This window comes from Desulfobacterales bacterium (assembly GCA_034003325.1).
GTDB lineage: Bacteria > Desulfobacterota > Desulfobacteria > Desulfobacterales > JAFDDL01 > JAVEYW01.
The window spans coordinates 150061-166539 of sequence record JAVEYW010000008.1; the positions used below are offsets into that span (position 1 = coordinate 150061).

The window sequence follows — 16479 nt, forward strand, 5'->3', positions numbered from 1 at the left end:
CCCAATTCAATACCGGACAGTGCCTATCATCGATAGCGCTGGTGGGTTTGATAATAAGCTTCCTTTGCCGCATACATTCGCCGATCGGCCTCTTTGAGCAACGCTTCGGGGACCATCGCATCGACGCCGCAAGCACCGAAACTCACGGCAACCGGAAATGTCTCCCCGTCCCCCACATCAATGGTCACCCCGTTGAAAACCGTCGTCACAAACCGTGCGATCACCTGCTGCGCACCCGCGTCAGTCGTATTTGAAAGCAAAATGACGAACTCATCCCCGCCGGTTCTGGCAACACAATCCATATCGCGCGTCGCGGCTTGAAGACTTCGGGCGACCGCGATGATAAGCGCATCTCCGGCCTCATGGCCGTATTGATCGTTGGCCTGCTTTAACCGGTTGACATCCGCGACCACGACGGCATAAGGGATATCGTATTGTTTGTGTTTCTTCTCTTCTTCCGAAAGAATGGTATCCAAATACCCTCTGTTGTACAACCCCGTCAGTGGATCCGTGTTCGCCCGCTCCTCCAACCGGCGCATCAGGATGCGGTTATGAAGGTACGCGCCAAGAGGTTCGTAAAACAACGAAATCAAATCCCGATTGTCGTTATCGGCCTCGGCGACAAGAAACCCGATTCCCACGCACCGGCCATCGCCTCCGAGGATTTCAATCTGCTGTATGTCCTTGGCAAAGCCATGGTTCCGCAATACCGATTTCACCTCGAATTTGCCGTTCCGCTCCGAAAGGCTGGCACGGATCAGTTGCAGCATCTGATTTTCGGCAAAGTTGCGCCGGACCGTAAACCAAAGACTTCCCGGACGAATGTCGTTGATGATAAGAGCGGCTGCATCGGCATGGCAAACCGGCATGATCATATTCAGGAAAAAGTCGGCGACGTTTTCCGGATTATTTTCTTTTTGCATCATGGTGCCGAAGTTCACCATGTTGGAAAGAATATTATTTTTTCGCGTAATGGTTTCCTGCTGCTCCCTGATTTTTTCAATCAACTGAATCTGGCGCGTCGCATCACGGAAAAGAAGCACCCCGCCATCATTCTCCGGGGATTCAATAATAATCTCGGTCAAATACCGGCCGTCAATCAGATGATTCGTTTTCTTGCCGTTGGCGTTATGAAAGCCGTCCTTCGCCGGGCAGTGCGCACAGGGGGTGCGCAACCCGATGAGGCCATAGCAGGTATCGGCCCGGCCGACCGGCAAGTGTTCCGCAACGGCACTGTTTTTTCGATCGATATAAAACTCCGCATTCACCAGCACCACAGCGTCCGGCAAATAATCCAACAACCGGCCAAGCTTGTGTTTTTCCTCAACGGCTTCCCGGCGATGCCTTTCAATCAATACATTTTTTGCCTGAAACTCTTTTCTGGCCAGGTCGGTCTTTCGAAGCGCCCCGATTTCCCGTGTCACGTTGTTGAGTGTCAGGATATAATTTTCACCCCAGGGGCAAACATATTCCTTTAAAAAACAGTCGTCACCGTTTCCTGTTGTTTTGCTGATCGCCTTTTGGAAAGACGAAAAGTTGCGGAGGGTTGAAATGGGGCAATCCCCGCAGGGGCTGTCCGCCTGAAGAAAAACGCCGTAGCATGTCCGCCCAATAAGTGTCTCGGCGTCCGCAATGCCCAGAAACACAATAGCCGCGCGGTTAGCCATCAAAATCCGGCGGTTCCCATCAATCCCCACAATACCGGTTTGAACAGCTTCCAAAGCGCTGTAAGTATCACCCTTGCCGTTTAGGATAGGTTCGAGTGCCCCATCATGTGAATTGCCATTGCTGACCATAACCCCAATGCCACAAAAGAAATAGATCGCCAATATCAAAGAAAAAAATCGGAGACCGCGGCGGCGATTACGCCAAAATGCGTCAAGGTCCGTTTAAACTTTTGAGATCAAATACAATCGTCGAATCTTTGGATCGGCAAGAAAACGAACGCATGCATTCGTTAAAAGGTCCCCCCGAAAGAACAAGCAGGCGGGTATAACTACAACAATACGGCTTCAAAAGTCAATCATGTATCGCCCTATCTTTCCGGAAATTCAGAAAAAGCGGGAAAGTCGAAAAGCAATGCGGCGGGCTTGCCTCCGAAGGGTCGCATGCGCTACAATACCTAATAGACAAATTTCTTATCCCCTTGGAGGCAAGCCCGGAATGAACACCGACGTCTCGTGCCGGCAGTATCGCTATACGGACCGACTCTATCCATCGTTTAAGGTGTTCCACGAGTTAATGCCGTGGAAGGTTCAAAATATTCTTTTGGTATCAAGCCCCTATGATGCGTTTATCATGGAGGAAGATGGCCGGATAGCCGGAAGAATCATTGATGAATACCGGGGCCTCAATCTTTCCAGACCGCCTCGGCTCACCTGGGTATCCACGGCCCGGGAGGCATTAGCCGCCCTGTCCGATGCAAGCTACGATATCGTGATCACCATGCCCCGCCTCGACGATATGAATCCCTATGAACTGGGGCGGAAAATAAAACAAAACACACCCGATCTGCCGGTCTTTCTGTTGACCCATTCCACCGCACCGGATCTTTCACGGCAAAATCAACCGGCGATAGACGTGTTTGACAAGATATATGTGTGGAGCGGCAATACGGACCTGCTCCTGGCGCTGATCAAGACGGTCGAAGATCGCAGAAACGTGGAGTTTGACACCCGGAACGCGCTGGTGCGCGTGATCATACTGGTTGAGGACTCTCCGATTTACGCGTCTTCCATCATTCCGCTGTTATATAAGGAAGTCGTGACCCAAACGCAACGGGTCATTGAAGAATCGATTAACGAGGAACATCGACTGCTGAGAATGCGGGCGCGGCCTAAAATTCTGGTGGCGGAAACCTTTGAAGAGGCTGAAGCACTTTACCGACGCTTCACCCCTTACCTTCTGGCCGTTATTTCCGATGTCCGTTTTCACAGAAACGGACAACCGGACGAGCACGCAGGCTTCTCCCTTCTGTCAATGATTCAACATGAAAATCCGAATGTCGCGCGGCTGATGTTAAGTTCCGAGGAAACCAATCGGAAAAAAGCAGAATCCCTGTCAACCGCCTTCATCAATAAAAATGCAGCTATATTCCTTACGGAAATCCGCGCGTTTTTCACTACTCACCTCGGATTCGGCGACTTTATTTTTCGGCTGCCCACGGGTGAAATACAGGGGCGAGCGGAAAACCTGCGCGCGATGGAAAAACTGCTGGCAATAATTCCGTCGGAATCGATCTATTACCATGGCGGCCGGAACGACTTCTCCATCTGGCTCATGGCCCGGGCGGAAGTTCAGCTGGCAAGCAAGCTTCGGCCGGTGAAGGTGACGGATTTCGGCAACGAAGAGGACTTGCGGAACTATCTGATCACCTGCATTCGCGATCAGCGAAAAAGTCGGCAACGGGGCCACATCACGGATTTTGTGGATGACAACATCGATCCGGATTATGATTTTATTAAAATCGGAAAAGGATCCCTGGGCGGCAAAGCCCGAAGCCTCGCCTTTATCTCTACGCTAATCAAGGAAAATCCGGCACTGCAAGACGCCTTTCCCGAAATCGACATTCGAATTCCCAAAACGCTCGTCGTTACTACCGACGGTTTTGATGCCTTTCTCAGTGAGAACCCTCTCAAAGATTTGCCCTTTGACACGCTGAGCGATGCGCAAATTAAGGCGGCGTTTCTTTCCGCGCAGTTGCCGGACTGGCTTGAGAATAAACTGAAGATCTTTCTTTCACATGCCGATTATCCCTTAGCCGTCAGATCTTCAAGCCTTCTCGAAGACGCCCAGTATCAACCTTTCGCGGGCATCTATCAAACCTATATGCTCCCGAACAATGATACCGAGCTGTTGAATCGGCTCGCACACCTGGTTTCCGCCGTCAAGCTGGTATACGCATCCACCTATCTGGAAGCCCCGCGCGCCTATGCCGCCAGCACGATTCACCGGATTGAAGAAGAGAAGATGGCGGTTATCATTCAGGAAATTGTTGGCAAACGCTATGGCGACTATTATTATCCCGCACTGTCCGGTGTGGTGCAGTCCTATAACTATTATCCGGTTTCCCCGCAGAAACCGGAAGACGGGGTTGCCCACATAGCACTCGGATTGGGAAAAACAGTGGTAGACGGCGGTGCCTCCCTTCGGTTTTCACCCAACCACCCGAGGTTCCTGCCGGGTTTTTCCAGCGTGGATGAAATTTTAAACCATTCCCAGCGACGCTTTTACGCACTGGATATGTCACGCACCAACACCTCGGCGGACATCGAAGAAAATTCCCGGCTTGTCGCACTTGATATGGATACAGTCGAAGATCACCCGCCGGTCAGGTTCCTGTCAAGCACCTATGTCGCTTCAGAGCATCGCATTCGTGACATTGGCCGGTCAACCGGGCACCGGGTGCTGACCTTCGCGACGATTCTTAAATATAATACAATCCCGCTACCGAAGTTGCTTATGGACATGCTCATCATTGGCCGCAAAGGAATGGGCGCTCCCGTGGAAATCGAATTTGCCGCCTCATTAGCGGATGATTCGCTCCCGGAGCCATGCCAAAGTCCGAGTTTCTCCCTGCTTCAGATTCGCCCCATGGCCTGCGGGCACTTTCAAACGGATGTTAAAATTCATCCCGAGGAGATCGGTAAGGCCTTTTGCTATTCCACCATGGCGTTGGGCAACGGATATTTCCAACACATCGATCGGATTGTTTTTGTAAAACCGGAAACTTTCAACCCGGCCGACACCATCACCATCGCCGGCGAAATCAGCAAGTTCAATCAACAGCTCAGAAAGGAAAACAAACAATACCTGTTGATCGGTCCCGGCCGATGGGGCTCAGCCGATCGATGGCTCGGCATTCCGGTAAAATGGCACGATATCTCACAGGCCAGTGTCATCGTGGAAACAACCGCTAAAAATCTTCAGGCAGCCCCTTCTCAGGGAACCCATTTTTTTCATAACCTGACCGCCATGGGCGCCAGTTATATTACGGTCAGGGCAAACGAGACGGACTTTATCGACTGGGATTGGCTCAACCGGCTGCCGACGAAAAAAGAAACGGACCACGCTCGGCTGGCCAAGTGCCTATCGCCGATTTCCATTAAAATAGACGGAAAACAATCAACGGCCGTTCTCTTAAAATAATCGGGAATCAAACGGTGCCTGCGCCGGCGAAACCTGAAACAAAAAAGCCCTTCGGGCATGCCGTCTTCCGGTGTGAAAGGCATGCCCGAATTCTCGCCGCAATTATATCTTTAATACATTTTTGGCGGAAGGCCCCTTGTTGCCTTGTTCAATATCAAAGCTCACCGCATCCCCTTCAGCGAGGGTCTTAAAACCGGATCCACTGATAGCGGTGTAATGAACAAACACATCCGAGCCGCTTTCCTGTTCAATAAAACCAAACCCTTTTTTGTCATTAAACCATTTTACAACGCCATTTGCCATAATGCTCCCCTCCCGAATAAAAGATGATTCCTGCCGGCATCGCGCAAAAAATCGCCGAATCCGTTCAGACGATTTTACCCTGCCGGGCCGCCCGTCAAGCGGGCATAAACCCATTCGGCCATAAAATATAATCATTTGAAATAAAACGACTTGTTTTATTCACTCCGAGGGTTTCGGGAAAAACCAATAGGATAGCCTTGCGGTGCGGAAAGTATAAATCGAGGACAACGCTCACCGTGAAAATAACCCTATGGCTTAACGCAATAATCATTCATTATAACAGCTTTTGAGAAACTCGTTATCTTATCATTCACCATTTGTCAAATTATATCTGATAGTATCAATCGGAAAATTCAGAAAAAACCATCAGGGGAAGGCTTGCGGCAAAAGACTCTGCACCTCCAGTCGCTCCACATTCTGAAATCCTCTCGGCAGCTTCTGACCCCGGCGTCCGCGAATTCCGACGAATTGGGCTAAATTTCCCGGCTTTAAGGTCAGCACCCGTTTTCCGGCTTGAATGGAAAGCGAATCCTCGGGCATCATCACGGCAAGATGTGTCAGCAATTCCTCTCGGGCCTTGGCACGAAAGGCGGGAATTTGGATGATTTTGTTTCCTTTGCCACGCCCCAAGGTCGGCAACTCCTTAAGCGGAAAAAGAAGCATGCGCCCCTCACTGGTAACCGTCGCTAACAGCGCACGGGGAATATCGCCGACAAAAAACGGCCGAAGCGGCAGGGCGTTTTGGGGCAGGGATAATACGGCTTTTCCATTTTTATTGCGTGTGACAAGATCATTCAATTCGGCAATAAACCCATATCCGGCATCGCTGGCGATCAGTACCGGCTGTGTCGGCTCCCCCATCAAAACGGAAATCACAGCAGCGCCGGGCAACAAGGTGAGCCTTCCGCTGAGCGGTTCGCCCTGCCCGCGGGCGGAAGGCAGGCCGTGTGCGGGAAGCATGTAACTTCGCCCCGTGGAATCAAAAAAGATGGCGGATTGATTGCTTCGGCCCTTGGCGGCTTCAAGAAACATATCCCCTGCCTTATAGCTCAGCGTTTCCGGGTCCACGTCGTGCCCCTTGGCCGCTCTCACCCAGCCTTTTTGGGAGAGGATCACCGTGACCGGCTCACTGGGCGTCATCTCCACCTGGGAAAGCGCTTTGGCCTCTTCCCGCTGCGCCAGCGGGGAGCGTCTTCTATCGCCATATTTTTTTACATCTTCGGCCAACTCTTTGCGTATCAACGCCATCAGCCGGGTTTTTGAATCCAGCGTTTTTTCCAGCCTGTCCCGCTCCTGCGAAAGGGCATCGTTTTCGCCGCGTATTTTAATCTCTTCCAGTTTGGCGAGGTGACGAAGCTTGATCTCAAGAATGGCTTCGGCCTGCCGTTCGCTCAAAGCGAACCGTTGCATCAACACCGGCTTTGGCGAATCTTCATAGCGAATGATCGCAATCACCTCATCAATATTCAAATAGGCGATCAACAGCCCGGCCAGAACCTCGATCCGGTCAAGAACCTTATCCAGCCGGTGTCGCAACCGTCTGCGCACGGTTTCGGTTCGAAAGGTCAGCCATTCATCGAGCAGCGTCCTTAACCCCTTTACCTGGGGATACCCATCCAGCCCGATGACGTTAAAATTCGCCCGATAGGGTTTTTCCAGATCCGTTGTCGCGAACAAATGGGCCATGAGCGCGTCCACGTCCACCCGGCCGGATCTGGGCACAATGACCAGGCGAGTCGGCTCCTCATGATCCGATTCATCCCGCAAATCCGCCACCATGGGTAATTTTTTCGCCTGCATCTGAGCCGCAATCTGCTCCAGCACTTTGGCGCCGGAGGTCTGGTGCGGCAAGGCCGTGATCACGATGTCGCCGTTTTCACGCGTATAGACCGCCCGCATTCTGAAATTGCCGATTCCGGTCTCATACATGGCCCGCAATTCCTCGCGCGGGGTTATAATCTCGGCTTCGGTCGGAAAGTCGGGGCCTTGAATAAACTCGCAAAGCGCCGCCACATCCGCATTCGGGTGGTCCAGCAAATGAAGGCAGGCCTGCGCCACTTCCGTTAAGTTATGCGGCGGGATATCGGTGGCCATGCCGACGGCGATTCCCGAAGCGCCGTTCAACAACAGATTCGGCAGCCGGGCAGGCAGGCCCAGCGGCTCTTTGAGCGTGCCGTCGAAATTCGGCCCCCATTCGACGGTCCCCAGCCCCAGCTCACCGAGCAAAATCTCGGCATAACCGGACAATCGGCACTCGGTATAGCGCATGGCGGCAAAGGATTTGGGATCATCCGGCGCGCCCCAGTTGCCCTGGCCGTCGATGAGGGGATAGCGATAGGAAAAGGACTGCGCCATCAGCACCATGGCTTCGTAGCAGGCCGAATCCCCGTGGGGATGGAATTTGCCGAGCACATCCCCCACCGTCCTGGCCGACTTTTTATACTTGGCACCCGCATTGAGCCCGAGATCGCTCATGGCATAAATAATCCGCCGCTGAACCGGCTTTAATCCGTCCCCGATATGCGGCAGCGCGCGATCGAGAATCACATACATGGCATAATCGCGATAAGCGCGCTCGGTAAACACCTGCATCGGCAGTTGCTCGATGCCGTCCTCACTGATCTGTATGGTTTCCATGGCCCCTCTGCTTTTACTTAAGCGATCGTTATTCAACCGATGCAAGGTCGCTTTCCGGCGAAACGGGCTCAACGGGCATCACCGCATTCACCGCCTCCACATGAGACAATCCGCCTTTGGCCTCCAGCCACTCTCTCCGATCTTTGGCCCGCTTCTTTGCCAGCAGCATGTCCATCATTTGAAACGTGGAAGCTTCAGCATCCAGGGTCAATTGCACCAGACGGCGTGTGTCGGGCGCCATGGTGGTTTCCCGCAATTGCAGGGGGTTCATTTCGCCAAGCCCCTTGAACCGTTGCACATTGATTTTGCCGGTCGGCTTTTCCGCCGTGATCCGGTCGATAACCCCCTGTTTCTCCGCCTCATCCAGTGCATAATAGACCGATTTTCCGACATCGATTCGATACAGCGGCGGCATGGCCACATACACATGCCCGCCCGACACCAGGGGCTTGAAGTGGCGCAAAAAAAGAGCGCAAAGCAGGGTCGCGATATGAAGACCGTCCGAATCCGCATCCGCCAAAATGCATACCTTGCCGTATCGAAGGCCGGAAATATCTTCGGATCCGGGATCAACGCCGATCGCCACGGAGATATCGTGAATCTCCTTTGAGGCGAGCAGAAGCGCGTTATCAACCTCCCAGGTATTGAGTATTTTGCCCCGCAGCGGCATGATGGCCTGAAACTGCCGATCCCGGGCCTGCTTGGCGCTGCCGCCCGCGGAATCGCCTTCCACCAGGAAAAGCTCGCTTTGCGAAGGATCCTGGCCCACACAGTCGGCCAGTTTGCCGGGAAGCGCGGGTCCGCTCGTCACCTTCTTTCGCTCCACCAACTTGCCGGCACGCAACCGGCGCTGCGCATTGCCGATCGCCATCTCGGCAATCAACTCACCCACATCCGTATGCTGGTTCAACCACAGGCTGAACGCATCCTTGACCACTGCGGAAACAAACGTGGCACTTTGCCGGGAGGTGAGCCGCTCCTTGGTTTGACCGGAAAACTGGGGATCCAGCATCATGGCGGAAAGGACATAACTGCACCGGTCCCAGATATCCTCCGGGCCGATCTTAACCCCTCTGGGCAACAATTTTCTAAAGTCGCAAAATTCACGAATCGAGGCCAGAAGTCCCGTTCGAAATCCGTTCACATGGGTGCCGCCCAGAACCGTGGGAATCAAATTCACATAGCTTTCCGCCACGACCTCCCCGCCCTCGGGCATCCAGGCGACCGCCCAGGACACGGTCTCTGCGCGGCCTTCAAACTTACCGGAAAAGGCTTCTTCCGGCAGCAAGACGCTTTCTTTGGCGCACTCCAACAAATAATCCTGCAACCCGCCCGCATAATGCCAATGATTCGTCTCACCCGTTTGCGCGTTTAAAAAGCGAACCGTAAGCCCCGGGCAAAGCACCGCCTTGGCCCGCAAGGCATGCAGCAAGGGCCGAAGGGAGAATTTCGGCGTATCAAAATATTTCGGGTCCGGCCAGAACCGAATCGTCGTGCCGGTATTGCGCCGCCCCACGGAACCTGCCTCCGCCAGATCGCGCACCTTTTCACCGCCGGCAAATCCCATCGTATACTTGTTTCCGTCCCGCTTGATTTCCACTTCGAGCCTCGCGGAGAGCGCATTGACGACCGATACGCCGACCCCGTGCAACCCGCCTGAAAACCGGTAGCTTTTATTGGAAAATTTTGCGCCGGCATGCAACCGGGTCAGAATCAATTCCACACCGGGAATGCCTTCTTCCGGATGAATATCCACGGGCATTCCCCGGCCGTCATCCGACACCTCCAGGGAATCATCCGCGTGAAGTGTGATATCGATACATTTGGCGTGGCCTGCAATCGCCTCATCGACACTGTTATCCACCACCTCATGCGCCAGATGATTGGGCCGGGAAGTATCCGTATACATGCCCGGTCTTCGCCGAACCGGGTCCAAACCGCTGAGCACCTCGATGGCTTCCGCCGTGTAATCCTGGTATGCCATAGCCTTCTTTCAGTTATACATTCAACTTTCGGGGTAACGAACCAAAACCATATTCATCCTTCAAGCGACATCAGCCGCTGCCGCAAAGAGGTGTATCTGCCGGCTGTCTTGTTGTTATGAATGCCGATGGCCAGTGCTTTATGCGTACCGACCAGCACCACGAGGTTCTTGCCCCGGGTGACGGCCGTATATATCAAATTCCGCTGCAATAGCATATAGTGTTGTATCAGCACTGGCATTACCACCACCGGGTATTCCGAGCCCTGCGCCTTATGCACCGATACGGCATAGGCCAATACGATTTCATCCATCTCGGTATAATCGTATACAACGGGGCGACCGTCAAAGGTAATCGTCAGGCACTGCGCCTCGGCATCGATATGGGTGATTCTCCCGATATCCCCGTTATAGACTTCCTTGTCGTAATTATTTTTTATTTGCATCACCTTGTCCCGAACGCGAAAATTGCGGCTGCCGCGAATCATGCCGTCCTCTCCGGGATTCAAGATATTTTGAAGCGCTTCGTTCAGATTGGCGGCGCCCACCACCCCGCGGTGCATGGGCGTCAATACCTGTATGTCTTCAACCGGATCCAGATTTTTCCATTTCGGGATACGGGTATGAACCAGCTCCAGAATTTCAGCGAGCGCTGTTTCAGGGTCTTCATTTTTAATAAAGAAAAAATCATTGCCCGTCCCGTTGGACCGCCATATGGGCATTTGTCCCCGGTTGATTCTATGAGCATTCACGATGATGTTGCTCTGCTGCGCCTGGCGAAAAATTTCGTTCAGTTCCGCCACCGGAACGGCCTGGGAGTCGATAATATCCTTCAGCACGGCACCCGGCCCAACTGAGGGCAGCTGGTGTACATCCCCCACCAGAATAAAGGTGGCGCTGGGCGGAATGGCTTTCAACAAATGGTGCATTAAGACCGTATCGATCATGCTGGCCTCATCAACAATAATCAGATCGCATGCCAGAGGGGTTTCGTCATTCTTTTGAAATCCGCCTTTTTGAAGGCTGTACTCAAGAAGCCGGTGAATGGTTTTGGCCTCTTGACCGGTGGCTTCACTCATTCGTTTGGCGGCCCGGCCCGTGGGGGCGGCCAAAAGAATACGCCCTTTCATGCGGGCATAAATTTTTAAGATCGCATGAATGATGGTGGTTTTGCCGGTTCCCGGCCCGCCGGTGATAATCATCACCTTATTATAAAGCGCACTTTTGACGGCAGCCACCTGCTGTTGCGCCAGATGAATCGAAAGCCGCGCCTGAACCCACTCAAGCGCCTTATCTGCATTCAACGGACGCAACGTGCCTATAAAATCCCGAAGCGCCTTTAAGCGAAAAGCGATGCTGCGCTCGCAGACATGGAATTGGACCAGATAGACCGCTTTGTTGTTTTCCGGAAAGTCCCCGATACAGGGGTCCAAATCTTCGATAATGATCCGGCGCTCTTCGACCAGCGTGGAAAAGGCATCCAGAATAATCTCCCGGCCGGTTTCAAGGATTTCCAGGCATTTTTCAATAAGAGGCTCAAAGGGATAATACACATGCCCCGCATCGGCCAATTGGCTTAAGACATAGAGAATGCCGGCCTGTGCCCGAACCGGCGAGTCTTTTTCAAACCCCAGATTTTGCGCGATCCGATCCGCGGTGATAAACCCGATGCCGAAAATATCCGTGGCCATTCGGTACGGATTCTCACTCACAACGGCAATGGCTTCGTTTCCGTACTGCTTGAAAATCCTGGCCGCATAGGCGGCGCTGACCCCATGCCCCTGAAGAAACATCATCACGGCCCGGATCTCTTTTTGCTCCTCCCAGGCCGTCCGTATCATATCTATCCGTTTGCGTCCGATGCCCGAAACTTCACCCAGCCGCCCGGCATTCGATTCGATGATATCGAGGGTGTCCTTTCCAAACGCGGTAACGATCCGCCTGGCCATTACAGGGCCGATCCCCTTGATGAGACCCGAGCCGAGATAGCGCTGAATACCGTAAACCGTGGCCGGCATCGTGGTCTTATACCAAACCACCTTGAACTGCTCGCCGTATTTGGGGTGATTGATCCACTCCCCTTTCATGCTCAAAAACTCGCCGGCCGTGGGCGCCATGATGTTGCCCACCACGGTCACCAACCGCGGATCTCCCGGTACTTTGACCCGGGCAATCGTATAGCCGTTTTCCGCATTGGTATAGGTGATGCGCTCGATATGCCCCTTGAGGTCCACCAGACGGTGCTCGCTATTTTTTTCCATGTACCATATCGGTTGGCGGGTGGTTGTTTTCTAATACGGGCCGGAACGGTTGCTCGGAATTCATTAACCAAAATCAAGCGAAAACACAACCCCGGCGTCACGCAAAAAAGAAAGGCCGCTTGATTACGCGGCCTTTCCTTATCAGCTTTTTTTTCGTATTCCAACCTGGAATACCCGTTTTAAATCGATCAACCCCCTGACGGACGGCATGGCGGCGGTTTAAATCCGCCAGACCCGGTGGCAATGCCTTGAGCCCTCACGCAACCGGCGGACATGAGTTTCTCCACATTCGCCCCGTTACACTGCGGACAATGCGGCATTGCCGCGTCCCCTGAAAATACCAGGCTCTCAAAGCAATGGCCGCACTCTTTGCATTGATATTCATATATCGGCATAAAAAACCTCCTCAAAACAATCTGGCTTATTTAAGCACTGCCTATCATGATGTCAAGTTTTTAAAATCAAAGCCTTGCCGGCTTCAAAGGGCAGCCTTGTGCTCGCCATTGGAAAATTGCATGCGGTGAAGTTTGCAATATTCCCCGGCTTGGGCCATTAATTCATCGTGGGTACCCTGCTCGATTACCCGGCCGTTGACGAGCACGATGATCCGGTTGGCATGGGCGATGGTGGAAAGCCGATGGGCAATGACAAAGGTGGTTCGCCCCTGCATCAGGTTTTCCAATGCCTTTTGCACCCACATTTCAGATTCCGTATCCAGACTGCTGGTCGCCTCGTCCAGAATCAGAATCGGCGCGTTTTTCAGCAACGCCCTGGCAATGCAGATGCGTTGCTTTTCGCCGCCGGACAACCGCCCCCCCAGCTCGCCAATGGTCGTATCGAAGCCTTTGGGAAACTGTTGAATAAAATCGAAGGCATAGGCCGCGCGAGCCGCGGCCTCTATGTCATCATAAGAGGCGTTCGGATTTCCATAGGCGATATTGTTGCGAACCGTATCATTGAAAAGGATCGGCTCCTGGGTCACAACGGCGATCTGTTCCCGCAGGGATTTCAGGGACGCGTTTCGAATATCTTCCCCGTCAATGCGTATAACACCCCTTGAAACATCATAAAACCGCGGGATGAGATTAACCAGCGTGGTTTTTCCACCGCCGCTCATTCCCACCAAGGCCAAAATCTCACCCGGCCGCACATCCAAATCGATGTCCATTAGGACATCGGCACCGTCATATTTGAAAAACACATGTTCAAAAACCACTCGATGGGGACGCATGGGAATGACAACGGGATTTGCCGCCTCCTGAATATCCGAGTCGCGCTCGATAATATCAAACACCCGGTCCGTGGCGGCCAATCCTTCCTGAATCACGTTATTCACCCGGCTCAGTTTTTTGACGGGATCATAAAGCAGCAATACCGCCGTTAAAAAAGAGATCAGCGTTCCGGGCGTGGAGGTCCCGTCATAAACCCGGCTGCCGCCGTACCAGATAATAAAGGCGACGCCGAAACCGGCCAATAGCTCCATCACCGCGGGTGAGAGCGCTTTGGCCGATACGGTTTTAATTTCAAGCCGAAACAGATGGCGGGATTTTTCGTAAAACCTGTTTTTCTCGTAATGTTCCATTCCGAACGCCTTGACGATTTTGTTTCCGGCAAAGGTCTCGTGCAGAAAGCTGCTCATATCCGCCAGCGTTTCCTGATTTCGCGTGCTGATTTGACGCACCCTGCGCCCGAGCGCCACGACGGGGAAAAAAGCCACCGGCAAAATCACCATGGCGATAAGGGCCAATTGCCAGTCCCGGTAAAAAATGACACCGGTCAGGGCGACAATGCTGAAACAGTCCCGTACCGCTGTCTTGACGGCATCGGAGACAAGCGCTTTAATGACATTGACATCGTTGGTGATGCGGCTCATCAGGACGCCGGTTCGCTCGGCCTGAAAAAAGGATAGCGGCAGATCCTGAATCCGATCGTACAGGGCGTTCCGAAGTTGCATAATGACCCGCTGGCCCGCCTGACTCATAAAAAAATCCTGCCCATACATGCCGAAACTGCGAATCAAAAAAACAACGATGACCACAAGGGGCAGCACCCGCAACATGGTCAGATCATGCCGGACAAAAATATCATCGATGACCGGCTTTAACAGCCAGGCGATCGCTGCCGTGGAGCCGGACACCACCAACGAACAAAGCATGGACAGGCTCAGTTTTAACAGATTGTCCTTTATTAGAGACAAAATCCGCTTATGGCGAGCGGTCAAACTGAACAGTGCTATCTTTTTCATAGGGTTATATTTCCATCTCCCCGATCGAAAAACAGGGATGGAGTCAATCGCACGGATTAAAGAAGCTCATGGCCATAATGCCGGTCATGGGTGAAGGTGATCCGCCGCATTTCCGTCTCCAGCTGAAGGCGGCAGGCCTCGAGTGTGCGGGCGGACGCCTTGCCGGGGACAACCATGGGCTTCCCATAAACCAGCCGACATCGGGTAAAGGGGTAGGGTACGATAAAGCGGTCCCAGCTGTGAAACGCTTTTAGTTTCCGCGCACTACAGCTTACCGGAATAATGGGATACCCCGTCTTTTGCGCCAGGGCGATGATGCCCGGCTGAACCCGGTGACGTGGCCCTTGCGGACCGTCCGGAATCATGCCGCCCGGCCGGTCTTTCTCATTTAACAGCTTAATTTGACGAGCCAATGCCCGAAGCCCTCCCTTGCCAGTGGATCCCCTTACCACTGCGTGCCCCTGCCGTTCAATCACCCGGGCGATAATTTCGCCGTCCGCGGAACGACTGGCCATGACAACGCTGTTCCACCCTTTATGCATAAAGCTGATCACAAGGATTCGGGAATGCCAGAAACTTAAGATGAAGCGTCGTGTTTCCATGATCGGACGCACCTTTTCATGCCCAATCACTTCCACGCGCAAAGACCCCGCCAGCAGGTCGATGGCCCATTTCCCCAAAAGGCCCACCAGCCGCCAGCAAATCTCCGGCGTGTTGTCCGTGAAAAGGCTCATGCCGGTGTTCTCTTTTGGGCCATCAACGACAGGGCAATATCGGCAACTCGGTTTGAAGCGCCGGGGCCGCCCAACTGCGCACCTATCGCCAACAACTGGTCACGGCGCTTTTCCAGTTCATCGGGATTTTGAAGCATGGACAGCACCGCTTCAGCGATATTGCGCCCGGTCGCCCGATGTTGCAACAACTCCGTTGCGACCTCTTTGCCGGCAATCAGGTTTGCCAGGCCCGCGTACTTGACACGAATCAAGAGGCGACCCAGGGCATAACTCAAGGCCGAGACCTTATAAACGAGAACAAATGGAATACCGGCAATGGCCGCCTCCAGTGTAACGGTGCCCGAGGTCGCCACCACCAAGGTGCTTTTTTTAAAAATCTTTCGAACACCCCGGTCTTCGATTTCAAAATCAATCCCCGGCGCATGAGAAGCCAAAAGGGATTCTAACAGCGGGCGTTCCACGCTGGGAGAAAGCGAAATAACAAACCGTGCCTTCGGAAACGAGCGTTTTATTATCGGGACGGCGGCCAACATCTGCGGAAACAGGCGCACCACCTCCCGATCCCGGGAACCGGGCAACAGCCCGATGACAATCGCTTCCCGTGAGGGGGAAACCGCCGGAGGCGCAGCCACGCTCGGGGAATGATCCAGCAAAGGGTGCCCTACAAACGTAACCGGCACTCGATGATCCGCATAAAATGCCGCCTCAAACGGCAGAATCACCGCCATATGGTCCACCCGTGCACGAATTTTTTTAACTCGGCCGGAACGCCAAGCCCATATTTGCGGGCTAATATAATAAAGTACCGGAATTCCCAGTTTCTTTGCGGTGGCGGCGATATGCAGGTTGAAATCCGGAAAATCGATTAATATTAACAAATCCGGTTTCAGCGTGCGAAGCAATCGTTTCGCCGTGCGCATGGCCTTCAAGAGGATGGGAAACTTGGAAAAAACCTCCGTAATGCCAACCACCGCCATTTGCGAAGCATCCATGAAGACTTGAACGCCGGCCGCCTTTAACATTCGCCCGCCGATGCCAAAAAAAGACACGCCCGGCCAGCGATTCCGAATGGCAAGAACGACCTTGGCACCGTGCTGATCTCCGGAGGCTTCTCCGGCAATAATCATCACCTTGGCGCCCCCGGCGATCGATTTCATTTCGTGTATCATC

Annotated in this window: 10 protein-coding genes; 1 reads left to right on the plus strand and 9 read right to left on the minus strand. The window is 53.2% G+C overall.

Annotation, left to right across the window (positions count from 1 at the left end):
• Positions 1-26 precede the first annotated feature (26 nt).
• Positions 27-1796, minus strand: a complete 1770-nt coding sequence (locus RBT11_10650; GenBank protein MDX9787228.1) for a sensor domain-containing diguanylate cyclase — start codon at positions 1794-1796, stop codon at positions 27-29.
• Positions 1797-2163: 367 nt separating this feature from the next.
• On the opposite strand from RBT11_10650, the gene RBT11_10655 reads away from it, so the two are divergent.
• Entirely contained in the window at positions 2164-5148 is a 2985-nt protein-coding gene (locus RBT11_10655) for a DUF5752 family protein (protein MDX9787229.1), read from the plus strand.
• 102 nt (positions 5149-5250) lie between these two features.
• Here RBT11_10655 and RBT11_10660 read toward each other — a convergent pair whose 3' ends face one another.
• From RBT11_10660 to lpxB, 8 genes are all read right to left on the minus strand, one after another.
• Positions 5251-5451 carry a cold-shock protein gene (locus tag RBT11_10660; protein MDX9787230.1) on the minus strand — a complete coding sequence of 67 codons (201 nt, stop codon included), beginning with the start codon at positions 5449-5451 and terminating at the stop codon, positions 5251-5253.
• A 366-nt stretch (positions 5452-5817) separates the two neighbouring features.
• Positions 5818-8088: a DNA topoisomerase IV subunit A gene (gene parC, locus RBT11_10665; GenBank protein MDX9787231.1), complete on the minus strand. Its 2271-nt coding sequence runs from the start codon at positions 8086-8088 to the stop codon at positions 5818-5820.
• Positions 8089-8116: 28 nt separating this feature from the next.
• The gene (parE, locus tag RBT11_10670; GenBank protein MDX9787232.1) at positions 8117-10072 is read right to left on the minus strand and encodes a DNA topoisomerase IV subunit B; all 1956 of its coding nucleotides are present in this window, start codon (positions 10070-10072) and stop codon (positions 8117-8119) included.
• A gap of 53 nt (positions 10073-10125) precedes the next feature.
• Positions 10126-12330, minus strand: a complete 2205-nt coding sequence (locus tag RBT11_10675) for an ATP-dependent RecD-like DNA helicase (GenBank protein MDX9787233.1) — start codon at positions 12328-12330, stop codon at positions 10126-10128.
• Between the two features lie 188 nt (positions 12331-12518).
• Entirely contained in the window at positions 12519-12725 is a 207-nt protein-coding gene (locus tag RBT11_10680) for a zinc ribbon domain-containing protein (protein MDX9787234.1), read from the minus strand.
• Between the two features lie 83 nt (positions 12726-12808).
• On the minus strand, positions 12809-14575 hold the full coding sequence (gene msbA, locus RBT11_10685; GenBank protein MDX9787235.1) for a lipid A export permease/ATP-binding protein MsbA: 1767 nt from the start codon (positions 14573-14575) through the stop codon (positions 12809-12811).
• A gap of 56 nt (positions 14576-14631) precedes the next feature.
• Positions 14632-15309 carry a lysophospholipid acyltransferase family protein gene (locus RBT11_10690; GenBank protein ID MDX9787236.1) on the minus strand — a complete coding sequence of 226 codons (678 nt, stop codon included), beginning with the start codon at positions 15307-15309 and terminating at the stop codon, positions 14632-14634.
• On the minus strand, positions 15306-16466 hold the full coding sequence (lpxB, locus tag RBT11_10695; GenBank protein MDX9787237.1) for a lipid-A-disaccharide synthase: 1161 nt from the start codon (positions 16464-16466) through the stop codon (positions 15306-15308). The genes RBT11_10690 and lpxB overlap by 4 nt, the downstream gene beginning before the upstream one ends.
• Positions 16467-16479: the final 13 nt, after the last annotated feature.

Bases quoted from the DNA above. Each gene is read 5' to 3' on its own strand.
- RBT11_10655 (MDX9787229.1), top strand. From the start codon at position 2,164: ATGAACACCGACGTCTCGTGCCGGCAGTATCGCTATACGGACCGACTC.
- RBT11_10680 (MDX9787234.1), bottom strand. From the start codon at position 12,725: ATGCCGATATATGAATATCAATGCAAAGAGTGCGGCCATTGCTTTGAG.
- RBT11_10660 (MDX9787230.1), bottom strand. From the start codon at position 5,451: ATGGCAAATGGCGTTGTAAAATGGTTTAATGACAAAAAAGGGTTTGGT.
- parC (MDX9787231.1), bottom strand. From the start codon at position 8,088: ATGGAAACCATACAGATCAGTGAGGACGGCATCGAGCAACTGCCGATG.
- RBT11_10690 (MDX9787236.1), bottom strand. From the start codon at position 15,309: ATGAGCCTTTTCACGGACAACACGCCGGAGATTTGCTGGCGGCTGGTG.
- RBT11_10650 (MDX9787228.1), bottom strand. From the start codon at position 1,796: ATGGTCAGCAATGGCAATTCACATGATGGGGCACTCGAACCTATCCTA.
- parE (MDX9787232.1), bottom strand. From the start codon at position 10,072: ATGGCATACCAGGATTACACGGCGGAAGCCATCGAGGTGCTCAGCGGT.
- msbA (MDX9787235.1), bottom strand. From the start codon at position 14,575: ATGAAAAAGATAGCACTGTTCAGTTTGACCGCTCGCCATAAGCGGATT.
- RBT11_10675 (MDX9787233.1), bottom strand. From the start codon at position 12,330: ATGGAAAAAAATAGCGAGCACCGTCTGGTGGACCTCAAGGGGCATATC.
- lpxB (MDX9787237.1), bottom strand. From the start codon at position 16,466: ATGAAATCGATCGCCGGGGGCGCCAAGGTGATGATTATTGCCGGAGAA.